General features: G+C 33.0%; 11 protein-coding genes and 1 pseudogene. 9 read left to right on the plus strand and 3 right to left on the minus strand.

Annotated elements, in window-relative coordinates:
• Positions 1–34: 34 nt before the first annotated feature.
• From AC3ITQ_RS07540 to AC3ITQ_RS07570, 7 genes are all read left to right on the plus strand, one after another.
• Positions 35–1,009 (plus strand): IS110 family RNA-guided transposase, encoded by a 975-nt coding sequence (locus AC3ITQ_RS07540; RefSeq protein WP_489235457.1) that lies wholly within the window; start codon positions 35–37, stop codon positions 1,007–1,009.
• A gap of 113 nt (positions 1,010–1,122) precedes the next feature.
• The gene (locus AC3ITQ_RS07545; protein WP_489237747.1) at positions 1,123–1,776 is read left to right on the plus strand and encodes a class I SAM-dependent methyltransferase; all 654 of its coding nucleotides are present in this window, start codon (positions 1,123–1,125) and stop codon (positions 1,774–1,776) included.
• An 82-nt stretch (positions 1,777–1,858) separates the two neighbouring features.
• Positions 1,859–3,082, plus strand: a complete 1,224-nt coding sequence (locus AC3ITQ_RS07550) for a dicarboxylate/amino acid:cation symporter (RefSeq protein ID WP_489237749.1) — start codon at positions 1,859–1,861, stop codon at positions 3,080–3,082.
• Positions 3,083–3,113: 31 nt separating this feature from the next.
• Positions 3,114–4,523 carry a pyridoxal phosphate-dependent decarboxylase family protein gene (locus AC3ITQ_RS07555; RefSeq protein WP_489237751.1) on the plus strand — a complete coding sequence of 470 codons (1,410 nt, stop codon included), beginning with the start codon at positions 3,114–3,116 and terminating at the stop codon, positions 4,521–4,523.
• 290 nt (positions 4,524–4,813) lie between these two features.
• Positions 4,814–7,177 carry a TonB-dependent receptor gene (locus tag AC3ITQ_RS07560; protein ID WP_489237753.1) on the plus strand — a complete coding sequence of 788 codons (2,364 nt, stop codon included), beginning with the start codon at positions 4,814–4,816 and terminating at the stop codon, positions 7,175–7,177.
• A 69-nt stretch (positions 7,178–7,246) separates the two neighbouring features.
• The gene (locus AC3ITQ_RS07565; protein WP_489237755.1) at positions 7,247–8,527 is read left to right on the plus strand and encodes a DUF4374 domain-containing protein; all 1,281 of its coding nucleotides are present in this window, start codon (positions 7,247–7,249) and stop codon (positions 8,525–8,527) included.
• A gap of 116 nt (positions 8,528–8,643) precedes the next feature.
• On the plus strand, positions 8,644–9,801 hold the full coding sequence (locus AC3ITQ_RS07570; RefSeq protein WP_489237757.1) for a PepSY-associated TM helix domain-containing protein: 1,158 nt from the start codon (positions 8,644–8,646) through the stop codon (positions 9,799–9,801).
• Positions 9,802–9,949: 148 nt separating this feature from the next.
• Here AC3ITQ_RS07570 and AC3ITQ_RS07575 read toward each other — a convergent pair.
• A pseudogene (locus AC3ITQ_RS07575) lies at positions 9,950–12,072 on the minus strand (TonB-dependent receptor domain-containing protein).
• A 386-nt stretch (positions 12,073–12,458) separates the two neighbouring features.
• Positions 12,459–13,355: a gliding motility-associated ABC transporter ATP-binding subunit GldA gene (gene gldA, locus AC3ITQ_RS07580; protein WP_489237759.1), complete on the minus strand. Its 897-nt coding sequence runs from the start codon at positions 13,353–13,355 to the stop codon at positions 12,459–12,461.
• A 145-nt stretch (positions 13,356–13,500) separates the two neighbouring features.
• On the opposite strand from gldA, the gene AC3ITQ_RS07585 reads away from it, so the two are divergent.
• Together AC3ITQ_RS07585 and AC3ITQ_RS07590 are read left to right on the plus strand one after the other, a co-directional pair.
• Complete coding sequence (locus AC3ITQ_RS07585) at positions 13,501–14,079, plus strand: outer membrane beta-barrel protein (protein ID WP_489237761.1); 579 nt, start codon at positions 13,501–13,503, stop codon at positions 14,077–14,079.
• A 226-nt stretch (positions 14,080–14,305) separates the two neighbouring features.
• Complete coding sequence (locus AC3ITQ_RS07590; protein WP_489237763.1) at positions 14,306–14,899, plus strand: outer membrane beta-barrel protein; 594 nt, start codon at positions 14,306–14,308, stop codon at positions 14,897–14,899.
• 301 nt (positions 14,900–15,200) lie between these two features.
• Here AC3ITQ_RS07590 and metE read toward each other — a convergent pair whose 3' ends face one another.
• Positions 15,201–17,525 (minus strand): 5-methyltetrahydropteroyltriglutamate--homocysteine S-methyltransferase, encoded by a 2,325-nt coding sequence (gene metE, locus AC3ITQ_RS07595; protein WP_489237765.1) that lies wholly within the window; start codon positions 17,523–17,525, stop codon positions 15,201–15,203.
• Between the last annotated feature and the right edge of the window lie 58 nt (positions 17,526–17,583).

The following is a 17,583-nucleotide window of genomic DNA, read 5'->3' on the forward strand; positions in this document are numbered from 1 at the left end:
CTCAAATCATTTGTTGAATCGTAAAAGCAAAGTTATGAAAAACATTATTATTGGCATTGATATCAGCAGTAAGACTTTAGATATCTGTATTAAAAATGAGACAGTAAGCTACTTTTCCATTGAAAATAAAGTACCTGTTATTAAACGTTTCTTGAAAAGCTACTCGGGAGAAAAGGTAATTATAGCTATGGAAAACACAGGCAGATATAATTGGAATCTGTTTGAAGTGCTTGAAAAATTTGATTTTAAAGTTTATGTAATATCAGCTTTACATATCAAAAAAAGTATAGGACTTGTTAGAGGTAAAAATGATAAAATTGATGCTCTTCGCATTTGTAATTTCATCGAAAAAAATCATCAGGAAAGCAGAGAATGGAAGCCAGGTTCTTGTTCGATTAAAAAGATAAAAATACTATTAACCGAAAGAGCTTCAAGAATAAAGATTAAAAAGCAGCTAATAGTGCAGCAGCATGATTACAAACTCATGAAAAGTATTGGCTTAGATAAACAGCTAAAAGACTTAAATATTAAGCTTATTAAAGATATTGACGTCCAAATTAAGATAATAGAAAATGATATTGAAAATATAATCCAAAACCAAGAGAGTCTTAATCAACAACAGAAATTGATTAAATCTGTTCCTGGAGTAGGTCAGGTTTTATCATGGACATTGTTGTCAAAAACAGAAGGATTCACAACTATAACTGATCCTAGGAAAATGGCATGTTACAGTGGAGTAGTTCCTTTTGATTTTCAATCTGGAACATCATTAAAAAGAAGGCCTGGAGTATCAATGCTTGCTGATAAAAATCTAAAAACTATTCTGCATCTGGCAGCGATGAGTGCGGTCCGATCAGATAATGATTTAAGAACATACTACATTAGAAAAGTTGATGAAGGAAAGAATAAAATGAGCGTTTTAAACGCTGTGAGAAATAAAATAATCCATCGAGTTTTTGCGGTAATAAAAAACCAAATCCCTTATCAAAAAGATTTGGTTTTATCATAGAAATCGGAATGACAAACATGATGTTGAGACAGTTAGTGTGGTTGCTTTGTTCCTCGCAATTACAAATAAGTTTGGAATTTGGAATTTTTTAATTGGAATTTAATTTTAGTTTTATGGAAAAAGAAGAATTACAAGCAATCGCCTCCCAGTTAAAACATCCAACAGGAGAAAAAGGGATAGAAATGGCCAACATGATGAATGAAACTAACATCAACATGACGCGTCATTCTGTTCAAAATCTAAATATAAAAGCAGGAAATGCTATTTTAGAATTAGGTCATGGAAACGCAGGACATGTCGAATTTATATTCGAACAAGCCGAAAACCTGAAATATTACGGACTCGAAATGTCTGAATTAATGTTTCAGGAAGCGCGCCAAATCAACAGAAATTTTGTCTCTCAAAAACAAGCTTTCTTTTCGCTTTATGAAGGAAATATAATTCCGTTTCAAGAAGTTTTTTTTGATAAAATATTCACGGTTAATACCATTTATTTCTGGCAGGAACCAGAAAAGTTACTTTCAGAAATATACCGAGTTTTAAAACCAAATGGCCTATTCTGCATCACTTTTGCAGAAGAAAGTTTTATGAAACAATTGCCTTTTACCAAATTCGAATTTGAACTTTATAGCACTGAAAAAGTGGAGCAATTAGTCCAAAAAACAGCTTTTAAAATCTTATACAAAGAGACTTTAACCGAAAAGGTCAAAACGAAAACAGGCGAATTGGTCGATCGGGATTTTACTACGATTGTTTTGGAAAAATAGTTTTTTGAACTCTTTTTTTGAGTAATTTAATTGATTCTTATTTCAGGTTTCGATTTCGGCAAATCCTAATACTTTTTATAATATGGAGGTTAAAAAAATCAATTTTCTCAAAAGTTATAGTAGCATTTTATTACTTCTAGGCGGTATTATTCTCGGAAGTATTTTAGGGTTATTTTATGGTAAAGATGTCTTGGTTATAAAACCACTTGGAGATATTTTCCTAAACTTACTTTTTACAGCCATTATTCCACTTATATTTTTCACAATTGCTTCTTCTATTGCCAATTTAGAACGAACAGAAAAATTGGGAAAATTGTTTATTATTATGATCGCCGTTTTTCTGGCGACCATCCTTATTTCTGCAATTGTCATGATTTTTGCAGTTTATCTTTTTCCTATTCATCAAAATATCATCATTTCTAAAGTTCCGATAGAAAATATGCAATCAGGAAGTATCGGAGATCAAATAGCGCAATTGCTGACCGTAAATGATTTCTTCGAATTATTGTCCCGAAAAAGTATGTTGGCGTTGATTATATTTTCTTTTTTGATTGGATTTGCCAGTTTGCAGTCGGGAGAAAAAGGAAGTGCTTTCAGAAGTTTTCTGGACTCAGGAAATGAAGTTATGAAGCAGCTTTTGAATATGATTATGAAATTGGCGCCAATTGGTTTGGGTGCTTATTTTGCCTATCAGGTTGGCGTTTTTGGACCGCAGTTATTTGGTGTTTATGCTAAACCGCTCGGAGTTTATTACGGCGCTTGTACTTTTTATTTCTTTGTATTTTTTAGTTTGTACGCTTTGGTTGCCGGTGGGAAAAGAGCTTTTAAAGTATTTTGGAGTAACAACATTACCCCTGCTTTAACGGCAGTTGGGACCTGCAGCAGTATTGCCACCATTCCTGCAAATTTGGAAGCAGCCGAAAAAATGAACATACCAAAACATGTTCGCAATTTGGTTATTCCGCTTGGGGCTCCTTTGCATAAAGACGGATCGAGTATGTCTTCTATTTTAAAAATAACGGTTCTTTTTGCCATGTTTGGAAAAGATTTTACAGAACCTTCAACGATACTTTTGGCTTTAGGAATTACTGTAATCGTTTCGATTGTCGAAGGCGGAATTCCGAATGGAGGTTATATAGGAGAAGTTTTAGCGATAACCGTTTACGGACTGCCAATGGAACAAGCTTTGCCAGTTGCCATGATCTTGGGAACATTAGTTGATCCAATTGCGACTTTATTAAACGTAAACGGCGATTTGATTTGTTCGATGATGATTTCGCGATTTTCTGAAAAGACCAAATGGTAAATAAAATTTCAATTACTTCAAATTATACGTAATGAATTCAATATTAAAAAGCGATTTAAATAATCTGTCGACTATTCTTGACAGAACAAAACAACAAGGAATAGATTTTTTGAACAATCTTGAAAACGTTCCAACGTCTACTAAAAATTCAATTGATCCAACGAGAGAACTGAACGAATTAGGTTTGGGTTCATTGGCTGCGTTAGAAGAATTTAATGAAAGATTAGCTCCTTTATTGGTCAGCTCACCAGGGCCGAGATATTGGGGATTTGTAACAGGCGGATCAACGCCGGCTTCAATTGTGGGTGATTGGCTGGCTACAGTTTATGACCAAAATACACAGGCGATAAAAGCACAAGGGGGAGTTTCTGCTTTAATAGAATTTGAAACAATTAATTTACTGCTTCAATTATTACAATTGCCGGATTCTTTTTTAGGCGGATTTGTAACCGGAGCAACCATGTCGAATTTTACTTGTTTAGGCGTTGCAAGACAGTGGTTTGGAAAACAATTTGGAAAAGATTTTGCTAAGAACGGAATTTCAGAATCAATCAATATATTGACAGCAACACCACATTCTTCATCCATAAAATCATTGGCGATGTTAGGAATTGGAAGTAATAACTTCACTACAATCAAAACAATTGAAGGTAATCGTGAGGCCATTGATATTGATGATTTAGAAAAAAATATTCAAAATTTAAACGGAAAGCCTTTTGTTTTGATTTCAAGTGCAGGAACTGTCAATACAGCTGATTTTGATGATTTTGAAGCCATCGCAAAACTGAAAGATAAATACAATTTCTGGTGGCATATTGACGCTGCTTTTGGAGGATTTGCTGCGGTTTCGAATAAATTCAAACATTTTGTTGAAGGTTGGGAAGGAGCAGACAGTATTACAATAGATTGTCATAAATGGCTAAACGTACCTTATGAAAGTGCTTTTTATTTGATTAAAAAAGAACATACAAATTTACAAATAGAAACTTTTCAGAATTCGAATGCACCTTATTTGGGGAATCCGTTGGAGAATTTTAATTACCTGAATGTAGTGCCTGAAAATTCAAGACGTTTAAGAGCGTTGCCGGTTTGGTTTTCCTTATTGGCTTATGGTAAAGAAGGATTTCAGGATATTGTTGAAAACAGTGCTGCACTGGCATTACATTTTGGAAATGAATTGATCGAAGACGATAATTTCGAATTGCTGGCTCCAATCCGACTTAATAATGTTTGCTTTACTTTGAAAGGAAAGCACAATCAGGAAAAAGTAAGCGCGTTTTTGACACTTCTAAATGATAAAGGAAAAGTATTCATGACACCAACAGTTTACCAAAATCGAAAAGGAATACGAGCGTCATTTGTGAACTGGCGTACAGCAGAAGAAGATATTAAAATCGTAATTGAAGAAATGAAAGAAACTATTTTGGATCTGGAAATTTAAGATAAAGCAAGAAATTTTTGAAAAGCCGTTTACATTGTAAACGGCTTTTTTATGACAAAAAACTACTTTTTCTTAAAATTGAACATTGCTTTTTAACTTATTAGATTCAAAATATTAAGCAAATCTTAAGTTAGATTTAATTATATCTTAAAAAATAAAAACTTTTTTGCGAATATGTGTTTTTAAAAGTTAATAATTGTCTTTATTTAGAATAATTAAAAATAGTTTTGGAAAAGCTCTTTGTAGCGCCTATTTTTGTGCAAAATTTTATCTCAATCAATTTTAAAATAATGCATATAAAAAAACTATTAATCCTGATATTGGTTCTTTTAGCTTCGATTCAGGGTTTCTCACAAAAAAGCAAAGTAAAATTAAATGGAGTTGTTTTAACACAAAATGGCCAGCCTGCCGAAAGTGTTTCAGTGGCACTAAAGGGGACTGGTTATTCAGCATTGACAAATGAAAAGGGCGAATATGAACTAAACGCTGAGCCAGGTGATTACGTGTTGTCGGTTACTTATGTTGGATATAAACCAAAACAAACAAAAATTAAGCTGCAATCTAATCAGACCGCTGCGACAATAAGTATTGATGAAGATATGGCTGCTCTGGAAGAGGTTCAGGTAAAAGGAAAATCTAAGGTACAAAGAGTAAAAGAAGAGGCCTTTAATATTACTGCGGTTGATTTGAAACAATTGTACAATACTTCTTCTGATTTAAATCAGGTCTTAAACAGAACAACAGGTGTTCGTGTTAGAGAGACAGGAGGAATGGGATCTGCTTTTAATTTTTCATTGAATGGTTTTTCCGGAGATCAGGTGAAATTTTTTATGGACGGAATTCCTTTAGATAATTATGGATCCTCTTTTACATTAAATAATATTCCAACTAACATGGCAGAAAGAATTGATGTTTACAAGGGAGTTGTGCCAATCGAATTAGGAGGTGACGCATTAGGAGGTGCAGTAAATATTATTACAAATAAGAGTGCCAGAAGATATATTGATGCTTCTTATAGCTATGGCTCTTTTAATACTCACAAAGCCGCTTTAAATACACGTTTTACAAGTAAAAATGGTTTCGTAACTAATTTAAATGCTTTTTTTAATTATTCTGATAACAGTTATAAAGTTGAAGGTCAAATTCCAGATCCTATGACAGGAGTTTTTGGTCCGCCAGAGGAACTTAAGCATTTTCATGATGGATATAAACAAGGAACTGTAATAGCCGAAGTGGGAGTAAAAGATAAAAAATATGCAGATTATTTGTTGGTAGGCGTAACCGGAAGTGCAAATAAAAAAGAAATTCAGCAAGGACCAACGATGTATAGAGTTGTAGGAGCTGCTTTTGAAGACAGTCAAAATTTGGTGGCTTCTTTAAAGTATAAAAAAGCAAACTTATTTACCAAGGGGTTAACCGCAACCTGGAATGCATCTTATAATGTAGCAGAAGAACGAAAAGTAGATACTTCATCAAGAAGATTTACATGGAGAGGAGAGCGAGAAACCCCAGGATATTTTACTTCCGGAGAAATTAATCAGGTTAAAACTTTAATGGTATTTGATATAAAATCACTGCAAAGTAATGCTAATCTTAAATACGATCTAAATCAAAATCACTCCTTTGGTTTAAATTATACCTATATTGGATATAAGCGAACTGAGGATAATGAATACATAACTACAGATACTCCAACAAAACCTTTTTTAAATAAAAACATAGTTGGATTCTCCTATAGTTTGTCGGCGCTTGAAAAAAGACTGTCTTTTAACGTCTTTGGGAAAATAATTGATTTAAAAGGAGAAGTAATAACAGACGCAGGAACCACTTCAGAACAAAAAGTAAATCCTTCGTTTAACAATTTTGGATACGGTTCCGCAGCGGCTTATTTTTTAATTCCTGAAGAGCTTCAGGTTAAAACATCTTTCGAGCATGCTTATAGACTTCCTTCATCTTTAGAGTTGTTAGGAGATGGACTTACGGTTAGTCCAAGTCCTAATCTTCAGCAAGAAACCAGTGATAATTTTAATTTTGGGTTTTCTTATAAAAAAATATTTTCAGTGCACTCTTTTGGAGTAGAGGGGAATTTCATCTATAGAAAAGCCAATGATTTTATACAGTTTAGAATAGATCAATCTAATCAGTTTAAAAGAAAAGCTGTTAATTTTAAAAATATACAGGTAACCGGATTTGATGGAGTTGTTCATTATGGTTATAAAGATTGGTTGTTTTTTGATGCCAATGCAACTTACCAAAAAACACTTAATAAAGATTCAACCATTTCTCCGGATACTAATCAAATTAATTATTTGTATGATACACAACTTCCTAATGTTCCAATTTTTTACGGAAATGCCAATTTAGGGTTCAACTTCAGGAAAATTAAATTTGACGATGACTTCCTTACTGTTAATTTAATGGCAAATTACTCAGCGAGTTATTACTTAAGAAGTCCAAATCTTGGAGAGACAAATAAAAAAGAAATTCCTGAACAGCTTTACTATTCTGCATCTGTAGCCTATTCACTTAAAAACGGCCGCTATAACATTGCCGTAGAATGCTTTGATTTTACAGACGTTAAACTTTACGATTATTTCAGTGTACAAAAACCGGGAAGATCGTTTACGCTAAAACTGCGCTATTTCTTTATGTAATCAAATAAAAATTAAAATCAATTCTCAATCTGTCCTGTGACAGACTAATAAATAATTAAACTAAATATTATGAAAACAATTAAAATTAAAAATCTATTAGCTATTATGCTAATGTCTGTTACTCTATTTTCATGCAGTAGCGATGATTCTCCAGTTAAAGAACCTGAAGTTGTTACTCCGGAACCAGTTGTTGTTAATAAGTATGTAATTGGTTACCAAACTGATACATGGAATGAAAATTATATGTGGAGTTTTGGCTCATTAAACGATTTAATGACTGGAACAATTGACATGACTGGAAAAGGAATCGAGCAAGGTGGTTCGTATATTCCTATTGCTAATACGATGTTTGCATTGGATAGTGAAGCAGAAGGTGCAGCACCTTATTCTTTAAATGCTGCGGGTCAATTAATTGCAGGAACACGCGTTTTGATCGAATCTCCTTATGCTTACGGTGTTACAGACGATAATAAATTATTAATTGTTGGTGCGTCATGGGAAGGTGCAAGTTCAAATAACGAATTAATTGTTTATGATCCTGTGAAACAGTTGATTACTAATCGTAAATTCAATGATTTTGGAACAACTACAGGACGTTTTGACTTTCCTACTGGTGTAACTGTTGTTGGAGATAAAGTATTCGTTACCGTTTTTAATAGAGACGCAAGTGATAATTGGGCTATAGATCAGGCGAAAGCTTATATTAGAGTTTATGATTATCCTTCTTTGACATTCGTTAAGAGAATCGAAGATGCACGTACTACTGCAGCGGGTATGTATTATACTAATACAGGTATTATTCGTACTGAATCAGGAAATGTTTATACTTTCTCTTCAAACGCAAAAGCAGGAGGTTACAGTGCTCCATCTACAACTGTTAATTCAGGAATTTTGAGAATTAACAAAGGTCAAACTGAATTTGATTCTTCTTATTTCTTTGATATTCAGGCTAGTTCTTTAGGTGGTAAAGTGCTTGCTGCTTATCCGCTTGGGGGAGAGAAAGCATTTATTGTTTATCTTCCAACTGCAGATGATACTTTGGAGTGGGGATTCTTACGTCACTATTCATTTAAATTTAAATCTGCCATTATAGATTTACCGTCTAAGAAAATAACTCCGGTAACTGGATTGCCTGGACACGCTGGTGATAATTACTTTGGTATTGGAAGTTTATACTATGAAGATGGTAATGCTTATAAAGCTTTTGTAACGAATGAAGAAGTTCGTATATATAAAGTTAATATAGAAACAGGAGTTGCTACTGCCGGAGCAAAAGTAACTGGTGGTGGAACGGATATTCCTGCAATTACCAAATTGTCGCACACAACACCGGCTGCAACAACAAAATAATCAAAACTTTTTGTTTTTAACTTTATAACCATATAAGCAATGTCTTTATTGATATTGTTTATATGGTTTTTTAATAATAACAATTTCATTACTGGTGAAATATTAAGAATTTTATAATGTCTGTTATCACTGAAAAATTTTCTAAAACAAAACAAAAAAACAAATCCCGCTTTAGCAAAATTAACGCCTGGCTTCATTTATGGCTTGGATTGGCTTCTGGAATTGTTGTTCTTATAATGGGCATTACAGGCTGTATTTTGGTTTTTGAACAAGAAATAAAAGCAATGACTTCACCCTGGTTAAATGTAGAAGCTCAAAGTGCCGATAAAATTTTACCGCCTTCTAAGATCTATGGTGAGGTAAAAAAAGCTTTACCGGAAAAAGAGATTCACGGCTTATGGTATAATGGTTTAGATAAAACAATAAAAGTTGATATTGAATCAGATTCTTTGATTTATGTAAATCCTTATAACGGAAAAATAACCGGAATGGTAGATCATGAAGATTTTTTTCATGAAATTGATGAAGGGCATCGCTATTTATGGCTTGGGGAAGAACTTGGAACAACCATAACGTCCTGGGCGACTTTAATTTTCTTTTTTCTTTTAATCAGCGGTATAATTTTATGGTTTCCAAAAAAGTGGAATAAAACAAATATTAACAGTAGTTTCAAAATTAAATGGAATGCCCGTTTTAAGCGACTTAATTATGATTTACATAACGTATTAGGATTTTATTCTCTCATTTTAGCTTTCTTAATTGCGTTAACCGGATTGATAATGAGTTTTCATTGGGTAAGAGAAAGTACGTACTGGATAACGGGAGGTTTTACTAATGAAGAAGTAAAAAAGGAAGTTGTAGCAGAAGTTAAAACTGATAGTCTTTCTAAACCTAAATATGATATGTTGACTGCATCAGATATTATATTTAATAAAGTTCGGAAAGAAATAGCAAAAGAAAATAAAGAAGCAGTTATTATTAATTTTCCAGATGAACCCAATGATGATTTTTACGCTTGTACAGATATGAAAAATGGTAATTGGAGAGATTTATATTTTAATTCCAAAACATTAGAACTGCTTCCTAATTCAAGAAAATATATCGGAAATGAAAAATTTCACGATTGGTTAAGCCGTTCCAATTACAGTCTGCACGTTGGAGCTATTGGCGGATTACCAACTAAGATTATTTATTTTACAGCCAGTTTAATTTGCGCCAGCTTGCCTCTTACAGGTTTTTACATTTGGTGGGGAAGAAAGAAAAAGAAAAAATAGGCAATCAAAGGTTAGTAAAACCTATTTAGTGCAAATAGATTTTTTGAAAGTTAGATTTTATAAAAATGAAAGAGCCTGTTGAACAGACAGGCTCTTTACTAACATCAAAAAAAAACAAAAAAACAAGAATCAAAATAGTAAACAAGGCTTATATTCGATAAGTAAATGCGATAGTTGCAATTCGGTTGTCAAGATCATATCTTTTGTTGATACTGGTTTGTCCTGTAACAGAATTGATATTGAAATTATTGGTATTGAAAACGTCAGTGACATTCAATTTTATATTGCCTTTGCTGGCTAAAATTTGTTTCGAAATCCCGATACTTAAATCAAAGAAAGCATCACGCTCATAAATTCCAAGATTAGATTTAGATTGGTATTGCCCGTTAACTTCGGCTTTCCAGCTATCTGTAATTGTAAAAGAGTTTTGGAGACTTAAATTTAAAGTTGCAATAGGATTTATTGTAGCAGAATTTAGAACATTCCCCATAAACTTATTTTCAAAAACATTGAAAAGAGTATTTAGGGACCACCACTTATTAAATTCGGCTGTATTGGTAATATTTAAACCATAATTATACGATTTGTCAACATTAATTTGCGAAGTTACAGTGGTATTATTTTCCGGATTATAGGCGTAAATTTCTGTAAAAACATCTTTCGTCTGACTAAAGTATAATGAAGCCATAAAGTTACTTTTCCATGCATATCCAACTTCTGCCGTGTGTGTGATTTCAGGTATTAAATTTGGATTTCCCTGAGAATAATTAAAGGAATCGTCATAAAATCGAAATGGATTCAAATCAAACTGGCTTGGTCTGTTAATTCTTTTACTGTAAGAAGCATGCATAGCATGATCGGCACTAAGTTGGTATTCATTGAAATACTAGGAAACCATTTTAAATAATCACTCTTATGTTCTTCACTTAAAGTTTTTTGCGCAATATTTATAGCAGTATATTCGGTTCTTATACCTCCCTGAATAGAAAGCTTTTCGAGTTGATATTTATAGTTCGCATACCCGGCATAAATTTGCTCTTTATATTCAAAATGATTAGTTGAATTTGGATCTATAAGCCATTCATTGTTATCGTAATATTCGTACACAGAAGGATTGTCGTTGTTTTTGAGACTTGTTTTAAAGCCCCATTCAAGAGATTGTTTTTCTTTTAACGGATTTATAAAATCCACTTTTCCAGTAAAAACTTTCAATTGAGAAGGAATAAAGCCCCTGCGGTCATTAATTGCTGCGGCATTTGAAGGAGCTATATTTTGAGCACTCTGAAATTGATTCGATCTAAATTTTGAAGTTTCGTATTCAAAATCAAAAGACATGTTTTTTCCTTCAGTATTAAATTTGTGAACTCCGGAAAAACTATAAGTGTAATCATTCCATTTTTCTTTGCTGTCATTATAAGTTGAAGCATCAAAAAGCAGTTGATCTAAGCCGTTGACTAATGTATTTCGGCCGTCAGCAATGTTTTCATAACGTCCAATTTTTGCATCGATATAAATCTCTAAATTTGTTTTTGGGGAAACTTCATAAGTTGTTCCAATTTTAAAATTATTTGAAGTTAATGGCTCATCTGTAATTGAATTTTGATAATTTTTTGTTGCGATCTCTTGTCTTGTAATATCCGTATATTGAATTTGATTGAATTCTTTACGTTCTTCTTCGCCCCTAAAAGTATAACTGTAGTTACCAAAAACACCAAATTTGTCTTTATTGTAACTCAAGTTTAATCCAGAGTTCGTTCTGTTTTTTCGACCTCTTGCATAATTGGTAAAAACAGTTCCTTTTAAGCCGTCTGAGTTGGGTTTCTTTAATATAATATTTATAATTCCGGCTTTTCCTGTTGCATCATATTTTGAGGAAGGATTTGTAATCACTTCTATTTGCTTGATATTAGATGAGGTTGTTGATTTCAAATAATTAGCTAATTCTTTCTGCGAAAGCTGTGTTAATTTACCGTTTATCATTACACCAACACCTTGCTGCCCTCTTATAGATAATTCCCCGTCCTGAGAAACAACTACACCAGGGGCCCGACTTAATACATCAAGTGCAGTTCCGCCTTCAGAAACAATGCTATTTTCTACGTTAAAAACCATTTTATCTGACTTTTGTGTATAAAGTACTTTCTTTTTAGTGATAACAATTTCGTCTAAAACATTAATGGATGTTTCTACAACACTATCAGTTTCTTTTTCTGTCTGTGAATAACCATAAACCGAAAAGGCCATCATTATTGAGGTTATAATATGCTTCATTTTCCTGTTCTTCTTTACTTAATCTTTTATTGTAATACAATTTTCTCTAGTTTATTAGAAAGATTTTCTAAACACTGTTGCCAATGTGTAAGAAGAGAAAAATAGTATTTGGTTTTAGAATAAAGTGCTGATAACATGATATGGCATTTAAAGTTTGAAAGTTCAAATATATAACTATTTATAATAAGTCTAAATAAAAATAAAGTTAAAAATTGTAATTAATTTTTAATTCATTGAGAATTAGTTGGTAGTGTTTTTTAAAATTTCTGAGTTATTCCTGAATGAGATAGGAGAGAAGGGCTTGTTTAAATAAGTAATGCAATAGAAAAAGCTCGTTTAATATTTTAAACGAGCTTTTATATTTAAACTGGAACTGAGACTAAGAATTATTTAGTAATCTCTCTAAAAACAGCTTCCAGATTTTTATTCTTCTGATTCAATTGTAATGTTTTTAAACCATTTTCATTGGCAAAATCAAAAATAGAAGGGCGCATATCTTTGTCTGCGACAAAAGTTAGTTCCCACGTCATGTCATGTGTATTTATGTACGAAACAATATTTTCGAGTTTTGCTAAAAGCTGTTCTTCAACCTGATAATCAAATTCAACTTCGATAACTTGTTGTTTGTCTTCAGATACTAAATGATCTAATTTTTTATCTGCAACGATTTGTCCTTTGTCAATAATAATGACACGATCACAAATGGCTTCTACTTCCTGCATGATGTGTGTTGACAGAAAAACCGTTTTATCTTTTCCAACATTTTTAATCACATTTCGAATTTCCATTAACTGATTCGGATCCAGACCTGTAGTTGGTTCATCCAAAATTAAAACGTCAGGATTATGCAATAAGGCGTTGGCAAGTCCCACACGCTGGCGGTATCCTTTAGACAATTGTCCTATTTTTTTATGACTTTCAGCTGACAGTCCTGTCAGTTGAATTACTTCTTCAATTCTTGACTTTGGCACTTTGTAAACATCGGCATTAAAAGCCAAATACTCACGAACATACAAATCCAAATACAACGGATTATGTTCCGGCAGGTAGCCTATAGATTGCTGCACTGCTTTCGCATTTGTCATGACATCGTGACTATTTACAAGGGCTGAGCCGCTATCTGCCAATAAATAAGTAGTCAAAATTTTCATTAAAGTAGATTTTCCTGCTCCATTTGGGCCAAGAAATCCAACGATTTCTCCCTTCTCAATTTTAAAGGAAATTTCGTTTAAAGCTTTTTGCTCTCCGTAACTTTTTGATATACTGTTTACTTCTATCGACATGACTTTTTATTTGCTACAAAAGTAAACAGAAATAGTCTCGATTGCTAAAATTTATCTTTTAAAGTATTCCTAAAAAAATTAAAAATCCCAGTATTGACGGCATTGTTATTGTTAAAGGATTGCTAAATAAAATAAAACCCAAATTATGAAAAAAATTTTAGTGATGGCTGCATTGGCTATCTGCAGTTTTGCAAACGCTCAAAAAGGAACAATTTTAGTAGGTGGAAGTGTTGGTTATTCTTCAGAAACAAGAACTCTTGCTAATAACGAAGTAAAAGACAATGAATTTGACTTTTCTCCTAAAGTAGGTTACCAATTTCACGATAATTGGACAGTTGGAGGTGAAGCTTCTTTTGGTTCTTCTAAAACAAAACAAGGAGTAAACGAAGAGAAATTTAATACTACTAAATTAGGTGCATTTTTACGTTACACTATGCCATTGAATCCAACTTTCTCATTCTTTGCAGAATTAGGTTTAGGTTATCAAAGTGAAAAAGATAAAATTTATGAAGGACCTATCACTTCAACTTATGAAGGTGACGGTATGTATGTTGGTGTAACACCTGCACTTTTCATTAATATGAAAAAAGGTTTTGGTTTAAACTTTAATATTGGAGGTTTAAGCTACGGTACAATAAACTACGAAAACAACGGTCCAGAATACAAAAACTTCGATTTTAATTTTGGTAGAACATTTAATATTGGAGTTTCTAAAAATTTCTAATCTTAGATTTTATATTCAATTTTTTAAAAGCATCCGCCGCGGCGGATGCTTTTTTTTGCAATAATTAGTACGGTGTCGGTTTTATTTTTTTGATAATTTTCCTGAGTAATATGAATTATTTGTGAGTAAGTGTTAAAATATTAAAATAGTATTTATCTGGTATTTAAAATGTTAATATAGTTGGCATTGTTCTTGTTAAAATATAGTAAAATTTTAAATATCACTTATGAAAAAAATTCTAGTTATTCTTGCGTTGGCTATAGTTAGCTTTGCAAATGCCCAAAAAGGGTCTGTATTAGTTATGGGAAGTATTGAATACCATTCTCAAAATGCATCAAATTCTGACTTAGAGACTCAATCGACTCTTTTTTCTTTTTCGCCAAAAGTAGGATATCAGTTTCATGAAAACTGGACTGCTGGTATTGAAGGAACAGTTGGTACTTCAAAACAAGAAGTAAAAAATAATAGTAATGAGTCTAAATCAAACATTTATTCAGTGGGAGGTTTTTTGCGTTACTCAAAACCATTGAATCAAACTTTTTCTGCTTATGCTGATTTAGGAGTTGGTTATCAAAATAGTAAATCAACAAATACAACAGGATCAATATCATCAACAAATCAAGGAGACGGTTTTTATATTGGAGTTACTCCGGCAATTTTAATTAATGTAGGTAAAGGATTTGGTTTGAATTTTAATATTGGAGGTATTGGTTACAATACATTTAACTATGACGGGAATAACGGAAATGGAGATGAATTCAAAAATTTTAGTTTCACTTTTGGTCAGGCATTTTCTGTAGGAGTTTCCAAAAATTTCTAATCTGAAAATATATTTCAATTTTGAAAAAGCATCCGCCGCGGCGGATGCTTTTTTGTACCTATCTAAAATCTTATGAAAACTAAAAAATCTTATTTAGCCCCGATAGAAGCGATATCCTGTTGTGGTGGGGTTCACCACAGCAGATATAGCGGATAGCGGGACTGAACGTGTTTTGAAAATGAAAATTTCTGCTTCTAAAAAAAATAATGCCAACAGAAGTGAAATCGAAATTAAATCATAACTACAAGAATTTTCGATTCCACTTGTTGACACTAAAAAACAAAAATATAATAAGATAAAATTAGGCAGTCACTCCGTTTTCAACGGCAGCTCGCATTTCCTGAGCGGCGGCAACCATTTCGATCAAAGCTTTTTTGGTTTCATCCCAATGACGGGTTTTTAAACCGCAATCCGGATTTACCCATAATTGATCTACCGGAATAACAGCTGAAGCTTTTTCTAGTAAACGAACCATTTCGGCACTTGAAGGCACACGTGGCGAGTGAATATCATAAACTCCAGGTCCAATTTCGTTTGGATATTTAAAGTTGGCAAAAGCATCTAAAAGTTCCATTTGCGAGCGAGAACATTCAATTGTGATAACATCAGCATCCATATCAGCAATATTCTGAATGATATCGTTGAATTCGCTGTAACACATATGGGTATGAATTTGTGTGTCGTCCTGAACCCCTGATGCAGAAATTCGAAATGCTTTTACAGCCCAATCCAGATAATTTGCCCATTCTTCTTTTCTTAAAGGCAAACCTTCACGGATAGCAGGTTCATCAATTTGAATAATTTTGATTCCGGCTTTTTCAAGATCTACCACTTCATCACGAATTGCCAATGCAATTTGAGTACAAGTTTCAGAACGTGGCTGATCGTTACGAACAAACGACCATTGTAAAATAGTTACCGGACCAGTCAACATTCCTTTTACCCATTTTGGAGTTAAGGATTGTGCATATTTCGACCATTTTACCGTCATTGGATTTGGTCTTGAAACGTCGCCATAGATAACAGGAGGTTTCACGCAACGGCTTCCGTAACTTTGAACCCAGCCATTTTTGGTGAACGTAAATCCAGCCAATTGCTCGCCAAAATATTCCACCATATCATTACGTTCGAATTCTCCATGAACCAATACATCAATTCCGGTTTCTTCCTGAAAACGAATCGTAGCTTCGGTTTCTTTTTCGATTAAATCGTTGTATTGTTCTGTAGTTAATTCTCCTTTTTTGAATTTCGCTCTCCAGCTTCTCACTTCAGCTGTTTGAGGGAAAGAACCAATTGTGGTTGTTGGAAATAAAGGTAAATCTAAAGCGTCAATCTGGCTTTTTCTTCTTGTTGCAAAAGTGCTTTTACGTTTGTCATCAGAAGCTGTAATTCCGGCGACACGTGTTTTAACTTCATTATTGTGAATTAATTTTGAAGTTTTACGATTGTCATTTGCGATTACGTTTCTTTCAAAATCAACAGAGTTTTTAACATCGATTTCACCGGAAGCTAATTGTTTTAAGACGACTAATTCGTTGATTTTCTGTTTAGCAAAAGCCAGCCATTGTTTGATTTCCGGAGTTAAGGTTGCATCGTTAGTTTCTAAATCCAAGTCGCATGGACTGTGAATTAAAGAACAAGACGGTGCTACTAAAATTCTGTTTTCACCCAAAGCATCAATTGCTTTTTGGATTAATTCTAATGATTTTTTAAAATCATTTTTCCAGATATTTCTTCCGTCAACAACTCCTAAAGACAGCTTTACATTTGATGCCAATTGTCCCGATTCTAAAATGTCATCTAATTGAGAAGGACAACGTACCAAATCTAAATGGAAAGTATCAACAGGCAAAGCCAATGCAGTTGCCAAATTTTCTCCGAAGCAATCAAAATAATTGGCTAAAATGATTTTAATTTTTGGAAAACGAATATTGATTTCATTGTACACTTCCGTGAAAGTATTACGCTCTTTGTCCGTTAAATTTAAAGCTAAAAATGGCTCATCTAGTTGAATATATTCTACACTTTCTGCTTGTAACTTTTCGAAAATTTCGAAATAAACAGGAAGTAATTTGTCGATAAGATCAATTCGGTGAAAACCTTCTTCTTTTTCTTTTCCTAAAAGCAAATAAGAGATTGGTCCAATCAAAACTGGTTTTGTAGCAATTTTTAACGTATTTGCTTCTTTGAATTCATTGATTATTTTTTCAGAAAACAATTCGAATTTTTGGTCCTTTGTGAATTCAGGAACAATGTAGTGATAGTTGGTGTCGAACCATTTTGTCATTTCCATTGCCACAACATCCTGTCCGTCTTTTTGCGCGCCTCTTGCCATTGCAAAATACAAATCGATAGCAGAATTTGTTTTGGCAAATTCCTGATAACGTTGTGGAATTGCTCCAACAGTCAAAGTCAAATCCAGCACCTGATCGTAAAAAGAAAAATCATTAGACGGAATCAAATCAACTCCTGCTTCTAATTGCAAATGCCAGTTTCTGCGACGAATGTCTTTTCCGGTTTCGATTAATTCTTCTACAGAAATTTTTCCTGCCCAATACAATTCTGAGGCTTTTTTTAGTTCTCTGTTGCTTCCAATTCTTGGGTAACCTAAATTATTTGTTTTCATTTTTGATTCAGTATTTTTTACTGAACAAATTTATTGTATTAGATTTTATAACTTATAT

Source organism: Flavobacterium sp. KH_001 (assembly GCF_057840745.1).